General features: G+C 71.5%; 16 protein-coding genes. 8 read left to right on the top strand and 8 right to left on the bottom strand.

The annotated features are described in order from the left end of the window. Both AB8M46_RS37015 and AB8M46_RS37020 read right to left on the bottom strand, forming a co-directional pair. Positions 1-1,461, bottom strand: coding sequence for a cobyric acid synthase (locus AB8M46_RS37015; protein WP_394363188.1), 1,461 nt, complete (start codon positions 1,459-1,461; stop codon positions 1-3). Continuing rightward, positions 1,458-2,390, bottom strand: a complete 933-nt coding sequence (locus AB8M46_RS37020; RefSeq protein WP_394363189.1) for a cobalamin biosynthesis protein — start codon at positions 2,388-2,390, stop codon at positions 1,458-1,460. The genes AB8M46_RS37015 and AB8M46_RS37020 overlap by 4 nt, the downstream gene beginning before the upstream one ends. Positions 2,391-2,426: 36 nt before the next feature. Between AB8M46_RS37020 and AB8M46_RS37025 the strand changes: the two genes are divergently transcribed. From AB8M46_RS37025 to AB8M46_RS37035, 3 genes are read left to right on the top strand one after another with little or no spacing between them, the layout of a single operon-like run. Next, on the top strand, positions 2,427-3,032 hold the full coding sequence (locus tag AB8M46_RS37025; RefSeq protein WP_037346667.1) for a bifunctional adenosylcobinamide kinase/adenosylcobinamide-phosphate guanylyltransferase: 606 nt from the start codon (positions 2,427-2,429) through the stop codon (positions 3,030-3,032). Between the two features lie 9 nt (positions 3,033-3,041). After that, the gene (gene cobT, locus AB8M46_RS37030; protein ID WP_394363190.1) at positions 3,042-4,055 is read left to right on the top strand and encodes a nicotinate-nucleotide--dimethylbenzimidazole phosphoribosyltransferase; all 1,014 of its coding nucleotides are present in this window, start codon (positions 3,042-3,044) and stop codon (positions 4,053-4,055) included. Next, positions 4,052-4,798: an adenosylcobinamide-GDP ribazoletransferase gene (locus tag AB8M46_RS37035; protein WP_152611102.1), complete on the top strand. Its 747-nt coding sequence runs from the start codon at positions 4,052-4,054 to the stop codon at positions 4,796-4,798. Before cobT ends, AB8M46_RS37035 begins: the two co-directional genes overlap by 4 nt. On the opposite strand, the gene AB8M46_RS37040 is transcribed toward AB8M46_RS37035, so the two are convergent. Together AB8M46_RS37040 and AB8M46_RS37045 are read right to left on the bottom strand one after the other, a co-directional pair. Next, complete coding sequence (locus AB8M46_RS37040) at positions 4,711-5,406, bottom strand: hypothetical protein (protein WP_394363191.1); 696 nt, start codon at positions 5,404-5,406, stop codon at positions 4,711-4,713. The two genes, AB8M46_RS37035 and AB8M46_RS37040, sit on opposite strands and share 88 nt — an antisense overlap. Positions 5,407-5,488: 82 nt before the next feature. Then, positions 5,489-5,875, bottom strand: coding sequence for a MerR family transcriptional regulator (locus AB8M46_RS37045; protein WP_378423255.1), 387 nt, complete (start codon positions 5,873-5,875; stop codon positions 5,489-5,491). A gap of 64 nt (positions 5,876-5,939) precedes the next feature. On the opposite strand from AB8M46_RS37045, the gene AB8M46_RS37050 reads away from it, so the two are divergent. Beyond that, positions 5,940-6,824 carry an NAD(P)-dependent oxidoreductase gene (locus tag AB8M46_RS37050; protein ID WP_394363192.1) on the top strand — a complete coding sequence of 295 codons (885 nt, stop codon included), beginning with the start codon at positions 5,940-5,942 and terminating at the stop codon, positions 6,822-6,824. Here AB8M46_RS37050 and cobC read toward each other — a convergent pair. The 4 genes from cobC to AB8M46_RS37070 are packed head-to-tail and all read right to left on the bottom strand — an operon-like array spanning position 6,805 to position 11,714. Beyond that, a complete protein-coding gene (gene cobC, locus AB8M46_RS37055; protein ID WP_394363193.1) occupies positions 6,805-7,824 on the bottom strand; it encodes an Rv2231c family pyridoxal phosphate-dependent protein CobC in 1,020 nt (339 codons plus the stop codon). The two genes, AB8M46_RS37050 and cobC, sit on opposite strands and share 20 nt — an antisense overlap. Further along, positions 7,817-9,151 (bottom strand): cobyrinate a,c-diamide synthase, encoded by a 1,335-nt coding sequence (locus tag AB8M46_RS37060; protein WP_394363194.1) that lies wholly within the window; start codon positions 9,149-9,151, stop codon positions 7,817-7,819. Before AB8M46_RS37060 ends, cobC begins: the two co-directional genes overlap by 8 nt. Beyond that, positions 9,145-9,759: a cob(I)yrinic acid a,c-diamide adenosyltransferase gene (cobO, locus tag AB8M46_RS37065; RefSeq protein ID WP_016332072.1), complete on the bottom strand. Its 615-nt coding sequence runs from the start codon at positions 9,757-9,759 to the stop codon at positions 9,145-9,147. Before cobO ends, AB8M46_RS37060 begins: the two co-directional genes overlap by 7 nt. Next, complete coding sequence (locus AB8M46_RS37070) at positions 9,759-11,714, bottom strand: putative cobaltochelatase (protein ID WP_394363196.1); 1,956 nt, start codon at positions 11,712-11,714, stop codon at positions 9,759-9,761. Before AB8M46_RS37070 ends, cobO begins: the two co-directional genes overlap by 1 nt. A 61-nt stretch (positions 11,715-11,775) precedes the next feature. Between AB8M46_RS37070 and cbiE the strand changes: the two genes are divergently transcribed. From cbiE to AB8M46_RS37090, 4 genes are read left to right on the top strand one after another with little or no spacing between them, the layout of a single operon-like run. Continuing rightward, positions 11,776-12,915, top strand: coding sequence for a precorrin-6y C5,15-methyltransferase (decarboxylating) subunit CbiE (gene cbiE, locus AB8M46_RS37075; RefSeq protein WP_394363197.1), 1,140 nt, complete (start codon positions 11,776-11,778; stop codon positions 12,913-12,915). Then, positions 12,912-13,673 carry a precorrin-4 C(11)-methyltransferase gene (gene cobM, locus AB8M46_RS37080; protein ID WP_394363198.1) on the top strand — a complete coding sequence of 254 codons (762 nt, stop codon included), beginning with the start codon at positions 12,912-12,914 and terminating at the stop codon, positions 13,671-13,673. Before cbiE ends, cobM begins: the two co-directional genes overlap by 4 nt. Further along, positions 13,670-14,665, top strand: coding sequence for a Gfo/Idh/MocA family protein (locus tag AB8M46_RS37085; protein WP_394363199.1), 996 nt, complete (start codon positions 13,670-13,672; stop codon positions 14,663-14,665). The genes cobM and AB8M46_RS37085 overlap by 4 nt, the downstream gene beginning before the upstream one ends. Further along, on the top strand, positions 14,662-15,405 hold the full coding sequence (locus AB8M46_RS37090) for a cobalt-precorrin-6A reductase (protein ID WP_394363200.1): 744 nt from the start codon (positions 14,662-14,664) through the stop codon (positions 15,403-15,405). The genes AB8M46_RS37085 and AB8M46_RS37090 overlap by 4 nt, the downstream gene beginning before the upstream one ends. The last annotated feature ends 15 nt before the right edge of the window (positions 15,406-15,420 follow it).

Here is a 15,420-nt window from a genome sequence, read left to right on the forward strand (position 1 = left end):
TCAGGGGACGCCGGGCGGCACGAAAGGCAGAGAGCCGTCGGCACCGTTCTCGATCAGGCGCAGCAGAGCCTCGGTGTCGACGTGCTCTTCGACGGCGTCCGCGAGCCTGTCCAGCATGGACTCCCGCAGTGCGCCGAACCCCGGTGCCCCGGCGGCCGGTGACCAGTCCGCCACCTCGCCCAGCCAGGCGCGCCGGAAGCCGTCGTTCTCGAAGGCGCCGTGCCACATCGTGCCCCACACCGCGCCCCGCCGGTATCCGTCCAAAAAGGACTCGGAGGGGCCGGTGGCGGTCACGGTGCCGTGGTGGATCTCGTACGCCTCCACGGATTGACCGCGCCACGCACCCGTCGGCCTGGCCAGCACCTTGTCGGCACTGAACGAAACCCGCGTCGGCAGCAGGCCGAGACCGGGGACCGTTCCCGCCCCGGATTCGACGTCGTCCTCGATCTCGGCGGCCAGCATCTGATAGCCGCCGCAGATCCCCAGCACCGGACGCCCCGCCTCGGCCCGCGCGCGCACGGCGTCGGCCAGGCCACGCGCCCGCAGCCACGCCAGATCGTCCACGGTCGCGCGGGAACCCGGCAGGATCACCACGTCGGCGGACCGGACCGTGTCCGGGTCGGCGGTCAGCGCGACCGAGACGCCGGGCTCGGCGGCGAGCGCGTCGACGTCGGTCGCGTTGGAGGCCCGCGGGAAACGCACGACGGCGACGCGCAGGGACCCGCCGGAGGCGCCCCAGCCCGCGGCGGCGAGCGCGTCTTCCGAGTCGATCCACACCTGGTCGAGCCAGGGCAGCACGCCGAACACCTCGCGGCCGGTGAGCTTTTCCAGCGTCTCCAGTCCCGGCCGCAACAGGCCGACGTCACCGCGGAACTTGTTGACCAGCCAGCCCGAAACCAGCGCCTGGTCTTCAGCAGACAGCAACGCGAGGGTGCCGAACATCGCGGCCATGACCCCGCCGCGGTCGATGTCGCCGACGACGACCACAGGCAGGCCGAAGCGCCGAGCCAGCCCCATGTTGACGTAGTCGCCTTCGCGCAGGTTGATCTCAGCCGGGCTTCCCGCGCCTTCGCACAACACGACGTCGAAACGCTTGCGCAGCGAAGAGAACGTGTCGAAGGCGATCTCGGCGAGCCCGGCCCGGCCCGTCGCGTACTCCCCCGCTTCGAGCGTGCCGAACGGTTTCCCGAGCGCGACGACGTGGCTGCGCCGATCGCTCCCGGGTTTCAGCAGCACCGGGTTCATCGCGGCTTCGGGTTCGACGCGGGCCGCCCGTGCCTGCAGCCATTGCGCACGGCCGATCTCGGCGCCGTCCGCGCACACCATCGAGTTGTTCGACATGTTCTGGGACTTGAACGGCGCGACGCGCACGCCCCGGCGCGCGAGCCAGCGGCACAACGCGGCGGTGACCAGGCTCTTGCCCGCGTCCGACGTCGTCCCCGCGACGAGCAGGCCGCTCATCGCGCGACCGCCACCGCGACGGCGAGCGCGGCGAGCCCGACCGCCCTCGACAGCCGGACCGCGCGGCGCACGTCCACCGGCTCCGGTTCGCGGCCGTCGCCGAGGACACCGCGGCGTTCGGTGCGGCCGCCGTAGCTGTTCGTCCCGCCCAGTTTGATCCCGAGCGCGCCGGCGAAGGCGGCCTCGACCTGGCCCGCGTTGGGACTCGGATGGTGTTTCCCGTCGCGGCGCCAGATCCGGAACGCGGGCCTGGCGAAGCCGCCCGCCAGCGGCGCCGACGCCACGGTGAGCGCCGCGCCGGCCCGGGACGGCACCAGGTTCGCCAGATCGTCCGTCCGCGCCGACGCCCAGCCGAAGTTGACGTATTTCGGCGATCGGTAGCCGACCATCGCGTCGAGTGTGTTGAGCGCGCGGTAACCCAGCAGACCGGGGATCCCGGCGACCGCGCCCCACAGCAGCGGCGCGACGACCGCGTCGGAGGTGTTCTCGGCGATGGACTCGGTGGTCGCACGCGCCAGCTGTTCGGTGTCGAGGCCGGTGGCGTCGCGGGCGCACAGATGCGAAAGCCGCTGTCGGGCGCCGGGCAGGTCGCCGTCGTCGAGCAGGTGAGCCATGCGCGTGCCCTCGTCCGCGAGCCCCTTGCCGCCGAGAACCACCCAAGTGGACGCCGCGGTGAGCGCGAACCTCGCGAAGGGACGCTTCCGCGTCAAGTACTGGGCAGCGACCCCCAAACCGGTGACGGTGCCCGCGCAGAGCGCGGTGTACGCGGCGCCCCGTACCTTCGAATCGGCGTAAACCCGCTGTTCGAGGGCTTGCGCGGCGCGGCCGAAGCCCGCGACCGGATGCCTCTTCCGTGGATCTCCGAACACGGCGTCGGCGACGTAACCGGTCACGAGTCCGGCTGCGGTGGCGGCTTGTCGGAGTGGCACGTGGCGAACGGTAGCGCGTGCACGAGAATGCGGGGTATGACCAAGCTGACGCATCGCCTCGCGAGGGTTCTGGAGACTCTCGCGCGGGCACTTCGCCGCTATTCGCGCGACGACGGCAAGGTGCTGATACTGGGCGGCGTCCGCTCTGGGAAGTCACACCACGCCGAGCGGCTCGCGTCCCGCCACCCGCACCTCACCTACGTCGCGCCCGGGCTGCCGCCGAGCGCCGAAGATCCCGAATGGGCCGCCCGGGTGGCCGCGCACCGCGCGCGGCGGCCGAGCCACTGGAAGACCGTCGAGACCACCGATCTGGCCACGGTGCTGCGCACGGCGACGCATCCGCTGCTCATCGACTGCCTCGGCACGTGGATCAGCCGGGTGCTCGACGAGGTCGGCGCCTGGGACCAGCGCAAGGGCTGGGAGCGGCGGCTCGACGACCGGCTGGAGGATTTCCTGGCGGCGTGGGCGCAGGCCGACGTGCCGGTGATCGCGGTCAGCAACGAGGTCGGCAGCGGTGTGGTGCCCGCGACGGTGTCCGGACGCGTGTTCCGTGATGTGCTGGGCGCGTTGAACAACCGGGTGTCCGCCGTGTCCGACCGGACCGTGCTGGTCGTCGCCGGACGGATGCTCGACCTGCCTTAGGGAGTCCCCATGCGTATCGCCACCCCGGACGCCGCCGCCGCGACCGCCGCGCGCGCCAGACTGGACGGACTGGTCAAACCGCTCGGTTCACTCGGACGGCTCGAAGACCTGGCCGCGTGGCTCAGCGCGGCGCACGGTGTCGTCCCGCCGCGGCCTCTCGACGACGTCCGCGTGGTGGTCTTCGCCGGGGACCACGGGGTTTCCGGGATGTCGGCGTATCCGCGCGAGGTCACCGCGGCGATGGTCCGGGTGTTCCTCGCCGGGAAGAGCGGGGTCAGCGTGCTGGCCGGGCTCGCCGGGGCGAAGGTGCGGGTGCTGGACATCGCGGTGGACTGGGACGGCGCGGACGTGCCCGCCGAGGTCACCGCGCACAAGGTCCGGCGGGGTTCCGGCGCGATCGACGTCGAGGACGCGCTCGCCGAGGGCGAGGCGCGGACGGCGTTCGAGCACGGGCTGGCGATCGCGGACGAGGAGATCGACGGCGGCGCGGATCTGCTCGTCCCCGGTGACATGGGGATCGGGAACACGACGGTCTGCGCGGCCGTGGTCGCCTCGCTGCTCGGTCTTCTCCCGGAAGACGTCGTCGGCACGGGCACCGGGATCGACGAGGCCGGACGCGCGCGGAAACTCGCGGTCGTCGAGGCCGCGTTGATCAGGGCCGGTGCGGTGAAAGACCCCTTCACGTTGCTGACTTCGCTCGGCAGCGCCTGTCTCGCCGCGACGGCGGGCTTTCTCGTGCAGGCGGCGGTCCGCGGGGTGCCGGTGCTGCTCGACGGCGTGTTCTCCGGCGCCGCGGCGCTCGTCGCCCGCGAGATCGCGCCGGGTGCCGAGCGGTGGTGGCTGGCCGGGCATCGCTCGACCGAGCCGTCGCAGGCGTACGCGTTGAAGGCGCTCGACCTGGAGCCGATCCTCGACCTCGGGCTGCGGCTCGGCGAGGGCAGCGGCGCCGTGCAGGCGGTACCGGTGCTGAGGGCGGCACGGGCGATCCTCGCGGACATGGGTCTGCTGGCGGATCTGGCTTGATCGCCGACGCGCTGAAAATGGCCGTCGGCACCCTGACCACCGTCCGGGTGCCGGCGCCGGGAGTGATCGACCGGCGGGTGGCGGGCGGGGCGATGGTGCTCGGCCCGCTGGCCGTCGTGCCGCTCGCTGCCGTCGCTTCGCTGATCGTCTTCCTGGGTGGGCTGATCGGTCTGCCCGCGTTCGCGTCGGCGGCGCTCGCGCTGGGCGCGGTGGCGCTCGGCAGCCGCGGGCTCCATCTGGACGGGCTCGCCGACACGGCCGACGGTCTCGGCGCTTCCTACGACCGTGCTCGGGCGCTGGAGGTCATGCGGCGCGGGGATTCCGGGCCGACCGGGATCGCGACCCTGGTGCTGGTGCTGCTCGTTCAGGTCGGCGCGCTGGCCGGGGCGATCTCGGCCGGGCACGGGATCGCGGCGGCCGCCGTCGCGGTCGTCGCCGGACGCGGGGTGCTTTCGCTGTGCTGCGCGCGTGGTGTCCCGTCGGCGCGGCCGGAAGGGCTGGGCGCGACCGTCGCCGGTTCGGTGCCGGTGTGGGCGGCGGCCGCGGTCTTCGCCGTACTGGCGGGCGCGGCGGCGCTGGCGTTGCCGTGGTGGCAAGGGCTCGCCGCGGTGGCCCTGGGATATCTGGCCGCGTCCGCGCTGCTGGCGCGGTGCGTTCAGCGGCTGGGCGGGGTCACCGGGGACGTGCTCGGGGGCTGCGTCGAGGTCTCCGTCGCGGGGATCTTGCTGGCTTCGTCGTTCTGAGGAACCGTCAGTTTCTCGTCGATCTCCGGCAGCCAGAAGCACAACTCGAAGGTCTTCATCCCGGCCCACAAGCCGAGTTTGCGGCCCTGGGAGACCAAAGTGACCGACGCGAACAGCAGCAGCGCGGCGATCACGGCGGCGATGAACGGATGCTTGCCGGCGAAGATGTCGACGATCGCGGCGACGGCGCCGAACAGCATCGGCGGCGCGCAGTTGCGCACCATCAGCCCGGACGCGCGCAGCCGCGTGACGTCGGCCGCGACCTCCTTGTCGTGCAGTTGCAGCGCGCACAGCAGGAGATGCGGGCTCTCCTTCAGGAACGCGCGGTCCTTGGCCGCGGGCATCCGGCGCACGAACTCCACGGCGGCGTCCCGGTCCCGCCTGCGCGGCACGATCCGCTCCAGCGCTTCCCCGAGCGGATAGGCCAGATAGCCCAGCAGGAAACTCAGGACCACGATCACGACGACCAGCACCACGGTCGGCACGCCGCCGACGCTCGCCGCCGTCAGGATGTGGAGCTTCGCCCCGAGGTAACCGAAGAACGCGACGTACAACGCGCCGGGGATGGTGTAGGCGAAGAGATCGAAGACGCCGATCACGAAGTTCACTCGCCTATCCAACCAGAAGCCGCCGTGCGCTTTGGCCGAGTTGGTCGTGAGTGGTAAGTCGCGTTCTAACGACACTTACCACTCACGAGCCCAAGGCTTCGGCGACTTCGTCGGCGTGCGGGATGGTCGCGGCGATGATGCCGTCCAGCACCTTCCGCGTCGCCGTCATCTCGTCGATCGCCGTGGTGATCCGGTCCCTCTCCCGGTACAACTCGGGCAGCAGATCGACGCAGGCGGGCGCCAGGCCGTTCCCCAGATCGACCATGCACGGCAGCACCCCGGCGATGGTCGCGGTGCCCAGCCCCGCGGACAGCAGGGTGCGGATGTTGCGCACCCGCGCGACATCCGCTTCCGAATATTCGCGGTAACCACTCGGCCTTCGCACCGGATGCAGAAGGCCCTGTTCCTCGTAATAGCGGAGCAACCGTTCCCGCACGCCCGTCCGCCGCACCAGCTCACCGATCCGCATGAGAACAACCATTACACGATCAGGAGTTGACTCTCACATCGATGAGAGACTTTAGCCTTGCCCCATGACCGATCAGAACCTCCCGGTGGCCGTCGCCGGACTCGGCCCGATGGGCGCCGCGCTCGCCGCCGCCCTGCTCGACCGCGGCCACGACGTGACCGTGTGGAACCGTTCCCCCGGCAAGGCCGCCCCCTTGGTGGCGAAAGGCGCGCGGCAGGCGGACGACATCGTGGACGCGGTGTCCGCGAGCCGTCTGCTCGTGGTCTGTCTCGCCGACTATGACGCGCTTTACTCCGCGCTCGGCCCCGCGCGGGAAGCCTTGCGCGGCCGCGTGGTGGTGAACCTGAATTCCGGCACGCCGAAGGAGGCACGCGAGGCCGCCCAGTGGGCGGAAGAACACGGAATCGGCTATCTCGACGGCGCGATCATGGTTCCTCCGCCCCTGGTCGGGCACCCCGGCTCGCTCTTCCTCTACAGCGGCCCCACCGAGGTTTTCGAGACGCACAAGGAGACCCTGGCCGACCTGGGCGATCCGACCCATCTCGGCACGGACCCGGGCCTCGCCGTGCTGTACAACACCGCGTTGCTGAGCATGATGTACTCGTCCCTGAACGGTTTCCTGCACGCCGCCGCGCTGGTCGGCAGTGCCGGGGTCGGGGCGGCCGAGTTCACGGAGATCGCGGTGGACTGGTTCCTGCCCTCGGTGATCGGCGGGATCATCAAGGCCGAGGCGCCCACCATCGACAAGGGTGAGTATCCCGGCGAGCTCGCTTCCCTGGAAATGAACGTCACGACGCTGAAGCACATCATCGGCACCAGCGACGAGCAGCGAGTCGACGCCGGCATCCCGGCCGGGAACAAGGAACTGCTGGACCGGGCGGTCGCCGCGGGGTTCGGTAAGAGCGGCTACTCCTCGGTGATCGAGATCCTCAAGCGGGGAGCCGCCTGACCGCCGCGAGCGCCGCCAGGAAGCGGTCCACCGTCTCCCTGTCCCGCGCCGCGATCCGCAGGTACCGCCCGTCCAGCCCCGGGAAGGTGTCCCCACGCCGGACAGCGAACCCGTGCTCCCGCAACCGTTCCCGGACGACATCGGCCCCAGGGTGCCGCACGAGCACGAACGGCCCCCGGGGCTCCCCCAGCACTTCGACACCCAAAGCGGTCAAGCCCGAAACCAGGTACTCCCGGTCCGCTTCCGCCGCCACGGCCAGTTTCTCGGCTTCCTCCAGCGCGGCCGGACGGCAGCACGCCACCACGGCGACGGCGGCCAGTGTCGACACCGACCACGGCGGCTGGACCGCGCGCAAGCGGTCCACAATGGATTCGTCGGCCAGGACGTACCCGGCACGCAGCCCGGCGATCCCCCACGTCTTCGTCAGGCTGCGGAGGACGACGAAACCCGGTTGCCCCGCAACGCTTTCGGTCTCGCCGGGGACGGCGTCGAGGAAGGCTTCGTCGACGACGACCAGCCGGTCCGGGCGGCCCAGCGCGAGCAGGTCCGCGGCCGGATGCAGGACGGAAGTCGGGTTCGTGGGGTTCCCGACGAAGACCAGATCGGCTTCCTCCGGGACTTCGCCCAGCCGGAAACCGTCGTCGGGCGACAGCACCACCCGGTGCACGGCATGGCCGGCCGCGCGCAGGGCGGCTTCGGGTTCGGTGAACTGCGGGTGCACGACCACCGCGCACGACGGCCGCAACGCCGTCGCCAGCAACGTGAACGCCTCGGCCGCGCCGGAGGTCACCAGGACCCGGGACTCGGGCAGCGAGTGCCGGGCGGCGACCGCGGCCGTGGCGGCGGTGACGTCCGGATAAGCGGCCAGATCGTCCAGTGCCGCCGCCAGTTCGGCGCGCAGCCAGGCGGGCGGCGCCGGCAGGCGGACGTTGACCGCGAGGTCGACGAGACCCTCGCCGACCTCGCGATCGCCGTGATGCCAGAGGTCGTAGTCAGCCATGAGCGTGCACCGCGGCGGCGAACCGCTCGGCGAGTTCGGGGTAGCCCGCCCAGTGGACGTGCAGATACGACGCGTGCAGGGACGCCGACGCGAAACCGTCCGGAGTGCGGTCCCAGCCCCAGGCCGGGGTCGGGCCGCTCCCGGGTTCGATGATCGTGCGGTGGAATTCGTGCCCGGTGACGCGTTGCCCGGCGACCGCGAGCACACTGTCCGCGGGCGAGAAAGCCTTGCGGTATCCCAGCTTTCCGCGTTTCGTCATGGTGGCCGACGCGTCGAGCACGCCGGTCATCGGCGTCCCGTCGATGTCCTGGCACAGGTACAACAGCCCCGCGCATTCCGCCACGACGGGCATTCCGTCGCCGACGGCGCGGGCGATCGCCGTCCGCAGCGGGAGATTCGCCGAAAGCTCTTCGGCGTGCACCTCGGGAAAGCCGCCGCCGAAGTACAACCCGGCGCAGCCTTCGGGAAGTTCCTTGTCCTGCAAGGGATCGACATCGACGACGTCGACACCGGCGGCGGCGAGCAGCTCGACGGCCTCGGTGTAGCGGAAGGTGAACGCCGGACCGGCCGCCGCGGCTACCACCGAACGTCGCCCCTCGACCGCGAACGGCGGCCGCCAGGGCTCCCCCGAAAGCCGGGAAGCCGAGCGCGCGACCTGCACGATCGCGCCGAGATCCACGCCTTCGCTGATCCAGGCGGCCAGCTCCGGCAGCAGGCGTTCGGACTCGCTCGCCCGTTCGGCCGCCGGGACCAGGCCGAGGTGACGGCTGGGCGCGTGGATCTCTTCGTTGCGGTACAACGTTCCCAGCAGCGGGACGCCGGTCGCCTCCAGCGCGGTGACGATCTCGTCCGCGTGCCGTTGCGAGCCCAGCTTGTTGAGGATGACACCGGCGAGCCGCACACGGGTGTCGTACTGCGCGAACCCGAGCACGGTCGCGGCGACACTGCGCGACGCGGCCGACGCGTCCACGACGAGCACCACCGGCGCGTCCAGCAACCGGGCGACGTGCGCGGTCGAGGCGTACCCCTCGGTGCCGAGCGCGCCGTCGAACAGACCCATCACGCCTTCGATGACCGCGATGTCGGCACCGGCGGAACCGTGCCGCAGCAACGGGATCAGCCGGTCCTCGCCCTGGAGGAACGGGTCGAGGTTGCGCGGCGGCCGCCCGGTCGCCAGCGCGTGGTAGCTCGGGTCGATGAAGTCGGGCCCGACCTTGTGCCCGGACACCTTCAGCCCCCGCGCGCGCAACGCCGCCATCAGGCCCGCGGCGATCGTGGTCTTGCCGTGCCCGGAACCGGGCGCGGCGACGACCACGCGGTTCACCATTCGATACCTCGCTGGCCCTTTTGCCCGGCGTCCATCGGATGCTTCACCTTCGTCATCTCGGTGACGAGGTCCGCCGCCTCGATCAGCTCCGGCGGCGCGTACCGGCCGGTGATCACCACGTGCTGATGGCCGGGGCGTCCGGTCAGCGTCGAGACGACGTCGTCCACTTCGAGCCAGCCCCATTTGAGCAGGTAGCTGAACTCGTCGAGGACGTAGAAGTCGTGGGTCTCGGCGGCGAGACGGCGTTTGATCTCGGCCCAGCCCTCACGTGCGTTCTCGGCGTGGTCCTCTTCGGAGCCGGATTTGCGCGCCCAGCTCCAGCCTTCGCCCATCTTGTGCCACTCGACGGCGCCGCCCTGGCCGGTGTCCTCGTGCAGCTTGCCCAGCGCGCGGAACGCGGCTTCCTCGCCGACACGCCATTTCGCCGACTTGACGAACTGGAACACGCCGATCGACCAACCCTGGTTCCACGCGCGCAGCGCCATCCCGAACGCGGCCGTGGACTTGCCCTTCATCTCGCCGGTGTGCACGGCGAGCAGCGGGCGGTTGCGCCGCTGGCGGGTGGTGAGGCCGTCGTTCGGCACCGTTTCCGGTTTGCCCTGTGGCATTACGCCGCCTTTCCGGAGATCCGGCTGCGGACGGCGCCCGCGAGGGTGTCGGCGGCGACCTCGGCGACCGGAACGTGTTCCGCGCCAAGGTGTTCCGCCAGTTCGGCGGCGAGCCCGAGGCGCATCTTGCCGCTCTCGCAGTCCATCACGACCGAGGTCACGTTCCCGGCCAGCAGCCCGGCCGCCTGCCGCGCGCGCTGGACGGCGTCGGCGCCGCTGGTCGCGCGGCCGTCGGTGACGACGACCAGCAGCGGACGCCGCAACGGATCACGGACCGCTTCGATCCGCAGAACCCTTGCCGCTTCGAGAAGTCCTTCGGCCAGCGGCGTCCGGCCGCCGGTCGCGAGACCGTCCAAACGGGACGCCGCGGCGTCGACGCTGATCGTGGGCGGGAGCGCGAGTTCGGCGCCCGAGGCGCGGAAGGTCACCAGGCCCACCTTGTCCCGGCGCTGGTACGCGTCGAGCAGCAGCGACAGCACGGCGGTCTTGACCTCGCGCATCCGCTGGCGCGCGCCCATCGAACCGGACGCGTCGACGCAGAACAGCACGAGGTTGCCTTCGCGTCCTTCCCGCCGCGCGAACCGCAGATCCTGAGGCCGCACCACGAGACCCGCGCCGCTGCGGCCGCGGGAACGCTGATGCGGCGCGGCCGCGCGCACGGTCGCGAGCAGATGCGGATGCCCGTCCTTGGTCCCGGCGGGCTGGACACCGATGGTCCGCCCGTTGTCGGTGATCGCCCGCGACCGCCGCCCGGCCGCGCCCTCACCGGTGCCCTTCACCTCGAAACGCCGGGCACGGAAGGCTTCCCCGGCGCCGACCGGCTTCTGGTCGCCGCCACTCCCGCCGCTTGACGGCTCCTGGCCACCTTCCGAGGGCGGCGGGGCCTCACCGCCCTCGGGCGGGGTACCGGAACCGGGACCGTCGTCGTCGGGACCGGGGCCTTCGGGTTCGGCGTCCTGCAACGCCTGCTCCAGCTGCTCCTCGGAGATCCCGGGCGCGTCGAAGGGATTGCGGCGACGACGGTGCGGCAGCGCGAGCCGGGCCGCGACCCGGACGTCGTCGGTGGTCACCTCGGTGCGCCCCGCCCAGGCGGCGTGCGCGACCGCGGTCCGCGCGGTGACGATATCCGCGCGCATCCCGTCGACCTCGAACGACGCGCAGACCTCCGCGATCTGCCGCAACGCGTCGTCCGGCAGTTTGACCGAAGGCAGAAGTCGTTGCGCCGCCTCGATGTCCGCGGCGAGTTCGGCGTCGGCCGCGGCGTACTGGCCGGCGAAACCGTCGGGATCCGCCTCGTAGGCGAGCCGGCGCCGGACGACCTCGACCCGCAGTTCGGGGTCCCGGCTGGACGCGACCTCGACGGTGAGCCCGAAGCGGTCCAGCAGCTGCGGCCGCAGCTCGCCTTCCTCGGGGTTCATTGTGCCGATCAGGACGAAGCGGGCCGCGTGTGACACCGAGACACCCTCGCGTTCGACGGTCGCGCGGCCCATGGCGGCGGCGTCGAGCAGGGTGTCGACCAGGTGGTCGTGCAGGAGGTTGACCTCGTCCACGTACAGCAGCCCGCGATGCGCGGCGGCGAGCAGGCCGGGCTGGAAATCGGTGACGCCGTCGGCGAGCGCGCGTTCCAGGTTCAGCGAACCGATCACGCGGTCTTCGGCCGCGCCGACCGGCAGCTCCACCAGCCGCGCGGGACGACGGTGGGCGGGCGAGCCCTCCGCGTGCGGTCCGTCCGGGCACGCCGGGTCGGGCTCGACGGGATCGCAGGAGAACCGGCACGCGTCCACGACGTCGACGCCGGGCAGCAGACCGGCCAGCGCCCGCACCATCGTGGACTTCGCCGTGCCCTTCTCACCGCGCACGAGAACCCCGCCGACGGCGGGCGAGATGGAGGAAAGCACCAGCGCCAGGCGCAGATCCGGCATCCCCACAACGGCGGTGAACGGGTACGGCTTCACAGCTCTCCCTCATCCTCGACGACCTCCGGCCGATCATCGCACAGGAAATCCGTCATCTACCGTGACGAACGTGCGCGAAAAATCACCCCTGACGGTCGTCGGGATCGGGGCCGACGGCTGGCCCGGCCTGTCCTCGCAGGCCAGGGAAGCGGTCCTGAACGCCGACGTGGTCGTAGGCGCTCCGCGTCAGCTCGCGTACCTGCCCGCCGGGCTGAAGTCCGAGCCCTGGCCCAGTCCGCTCCTGCCCGCTCTGGACGACTTCCTCGCCGAACGCGAGGGCCGTGTCTGCGTGCTGGCCAGCGGCGATCCGCTGCTGTCCGGCATCGGCACGACGCTGATCCAGCGTGGCTACGACGTCGAGGTCCTGCCCGCGCTCTCCTCGGTGACGCTCGCCCGCGCGCGGCTCGGCTGGGCGGCGGAGGAGACCGAAGTGGTGACCGTCGTCGGCCGCGCGATCGCCCGGGTGAGCCGCGCGCTCGCGCCCGGGCGGAAGATCCTCGTCCTCGGCGCGAACGCCGAAGACCTGCTCGACCTGCTCAAAACCCGCGGTTACGGCAAGAGCCGCGTCACCGCGCTGTCCGACCTCGGCGGACCCGACGAACGCGTCGGCCCCGGCTCGCTGACGGTGTTCGCCATCGAGGCCGACGGCCCCGCGCTGCCGCTGACCGGGCTGCCGGACGACGCCTTCGAGCACGACGGCCAGCTCACCAAACGCGACCTGCGCGCGTCCGCGCTGGCCAGGCTCGCGCCGTCGCCCGGCGAACTGCTGTGGGACGTCGGCGGGGGTGCGGGCAGCGTCGGCATCGAGTGGTCCCGCGTGCATCCGCTGAACCGGGCGATCGCGATCGAGCGGTCGCCGGAGCGGGCCGCCCGGATCACCCGGAACGCGGACGCGCTCGGCGTCCCGGAACTCGACGTGGTGACCGGTGCGGCGCCGGAAGCCCTCGAAGGGCTGACCACTCCGCAAGCGATCTTCATCGGCGGCGGACTGACCGTGCCGGGTGTCCTGGACGCCTGCCTGGCGACCGGTGCGCGGATCGTCGCGCACGGCGTGACCCTCGAAGCCGAACAGACCCTGGCCCGCGCGTACGGCGAACACGGCGGGGAACTGGTCCGCGTCGCCGTCGAACAGGCCGCGCCGCTCGGCGGATTCACCGGCTGGACCCCGGCGCGAGCCGTGACACAGTGGAGCAAACCGTGACAGTGCACTTCATCGGCGCCGGTCCGGGTGCGGCCGACCTCATCACCGTACGAGGCCGTGACCTGCTCGCCCGCTGCGAAACCTGCCTGTACCCCGGCAGCATGACCCCCACGGACCTGCTCGCCTACTGCCCGGACGACGCGGTGCTCGTCGACACCGCGAACCTCGACCTGCCCTCGATCGTCGAGCGCATGGTCGAAGCGCACGGCAAGGGCCACGAGATCGCGCGGCTGTGCTCGGGCGATCCGTCGATCTACAGCGCCGTCGCCGAGCAGATGCGCCGCCTCGACGCGGCAGGCGTTCCGTACGACGTCACGCCGGGCGTTCCCGCGTTCGCCGCCGCGGCCGCCCTGCTCAACCGCGAGCTGACCGTGCCCGAGGTCGGGCAGAGCCTGGTCATCACGCGGGCCCAGGCCCGGTCCACGGCCATGCCGCCGGGGGAAACGCTGGCGAACTTCGCCCGCACCGGCACCACGCTCGCGCTGCATCTCGCGATCAACCGCATCGAGCAGGTAGTCGACGAATTGCGGCCGTTCTACCGCGAAGACTGCCCGGCCGCGGTGGTCGCGCTGGCCAGCCAGCCTGGTGAACAGGTGCTGCGCGGCACGCTCGGCACCATCGCCGCGCAGTCCCGCGAGGCCGGGATCACCCGCGCCGCGATGATCTTCGTCGGGGAAGTCCTTGCCGCGGAAGGGTTTCCCGACAGTTTCCTGTATTCGGCCACCCGTGATCGAGCGAACCAACCGGAGTCGTTGTGAAGAGTCTTCGCTGGGGCCTGCTGGCCGCCGGGACCATCGCCGCCGAGTTCGCGGCGGGCGTCGAAGAGAGCAAGCACGGTGTGCTCGAAGCCGTCGCCGCGCGATCCGGTGACCGGGCGGCCGAGTTCGCGAGCCGTTTCGAGATCCCGAAATGCTACGGCGCCTACGAGGATCTGCTCGCCGATCCGGACGTCGACGCGATCTACATCTCGACGCCGCATCCGCTGCACGGCGAATGGGCGATCCGCGCGGCCGAGTCGGGCAAGCACATCCTGTGCGAAAAACCGCTGACGATGTCCGTCGCCGAGGCCGAGAAGGTCGTCGAAGCCGCCCGCGCCAACGACGTCTTCCTCATGGAGGCGTTCATGTACCGGCTGCATCCGCAGATCCGGCGGCTGGCCGAGCTGATCTCCTGCGGCGCCATCGGCGAGGTCCGCGCCGTGGACGTCGCCTTCAGCTACAACTTCGCCGTCCCCCGGCTCACCGATCCCGCGCTGGGCGGCGGCGGGATCTTCGACGTCGGCTGCTACTGCACGTCACTCGCGCGGCTGGTCTCACAGGCCGCGACCGGACAGGACGTCGTCGAGCCCGAAGAAGTGCTCGGGATGGCGAGGCTCGACGAGAACGGCGTCGACGAGGTCGCGTTCGGGCTGCTGCGGCTGCCGGGCGGGATCCTCGCGCAGCTGGCCTGCGGTTTCCAGCTCACGCAGGACGACCACATCCGCGTGTACGGCTCGGAAGGGCAGCTGTACGTGCCGAAACCGGCGTGGATCCACGAAATGCGCAAGCCGAAGACATCGCAGATCGTGCTCACGCCGGAAGGCGGTGAGCCCGAGATGATCGAAGTCGAGGCGACACAAGGCCTTTTCGCCCGCGAAGCCGACCACGTCGCGGCGCATATCGAAGACCGCCAGGCGCCTGAACTCACCTGGGCGGAGACGCTCGCGAATCTGCGCACGCTGGAACGGTGGCGCGAGGCTGTGGCCCGATGAAGCTGCTGATCCTGGGCGGCACCGGCGAAGCACGCGAGCTCGCGAAGGAGCTGGTGGCGCGCGGCGAGCACGTCGTGTCCTCACTCGCGGGCCGCGTCGCACGACCGAAGCTGCCTCACGGCGAGACCCGAGTCGGCGGTTTCGGCGGGCCGGAGGGGCTCGCGCGCTGGCTGACCGAGAACGACGTCGACGCGGTGATCGACGCCACGCATCCCTTCGCCGAACGCATCGGCTCGAACGCGGCCATCGCGGCACGGGAAACGGGCACACCGCTGCTCCGGCTCGCCAGGCCCGGCTGGACCGAAGAGCCCGGCGACACGTGGCACTGGGCCGACGACCTCGACCACGCCGCGCGGCTGCTCCCGGCGTTCGGCGGACGCGTGTTCCTCACCAGCGGGCGGCAGGGCCTCGCCGCCTTCGCCGAGCTGGATCTCTGGTTCCTGATCCGCTGCGTCGACCCGCCCGAGGCGCCACTCCCCCGCCGTCACGAACTCCTGCTGGACCGCGGGCCGTACACGGTGGAGAAGGAACGCGCGCTCATGGAGCGGCACGGTGTCGAGGTCCTCGTCACTAAGGACAGCGGTGGCGCGATGACCGCGGCGAAGCTCACCGCGGCCCGCGGGCTCGGCCTCCCGGTGGTCGTCGTACGGCGGCCGGCGCGGCCGGAAACGGCCAGCGTAACGACAGTTCAGGGCGCTATAACCTGGCTCGGCGACAAGACGAAGGGCAGCCCTGCGTAAGCCGTTCGGACCAGA

Source organism: Amycolatopsis sp. SB7-3 (assembly GCF_041021335.1).
Lineage (GTDB): Bacteria > Actinomycetota > Actinomycetes > Mycobacteriales > Pseudonocardiaceae > Amycolatopsis > Amycolatopsis japonica.

Excerpts from the sequence above, each read along its gene's own strand:
- AB8M46_RS37090 (WP_394363200.1), top strand. The coding sequence starts at position 14,662 with ATGAAGCTGCTGATCCTGGGCGGCACCGGCGAAGCACGCGAGCTCGCG.
- cobO (WP_016332072.1), bottom strand. The coding sequence starts at position 9,759 with ATGCCACAGGGCAAACCGGAAACGGTGCCGAACGACGGCCTCACCACC.
- AB8M46_RS37045 (WP_378423255.1), bottom strand. The coding sequence starts at position 5,875 with ATGCGGATCGGTGAGCTGGTGCGGCGGACGGGCGTGCGGGAACGGTTG.
- AB8M46_RS37015 (WP_394363188.1), bottom strand. The coding sequence starts at position 1,461 with ATGAGCGGCCTGCTCGTCGCGGGGACGACGTCGGACGCGGGCAAGAGC.
- cobT (WP_394363190.1), top strand. The coding sequence starts at position 3,042 with ATGCGTATCGCCACCCCGGACGCCGCCGCCGCGACCGCCGCGCGCGCC.
- cobC (WP_394363193.1), bottom strand. The coding sequence starts at position 7,824 with ATGGCTGACTACGACCTCTGGCATCACGGCGATCGCGAGGTCGGCGAG.
- AB8M46_RS37025 (WP_037346667.1), top strand. The coding sequence starts at position 2,427 with ATGACCAAGCTGACGCATCGCCTCGCGAGGGTTCTGGAGACTCTCGCG.
- AB8M46_RS37060 (WP_394363194.1), bottom strand. The coding sequence starts at position 9,151 with ATGGTGAACCGCGTGGTCGTCGCCGCGCCCGGTTCCGGGCACGGCAAG.
- AB8M46_RS37050 (WP_394363192.1), top strand. The coding sequence starts at position 5,940 with ATGACCGATCAGAACCTCCCGGTGGCCGTCGCCGGACTCGGCCCGATG.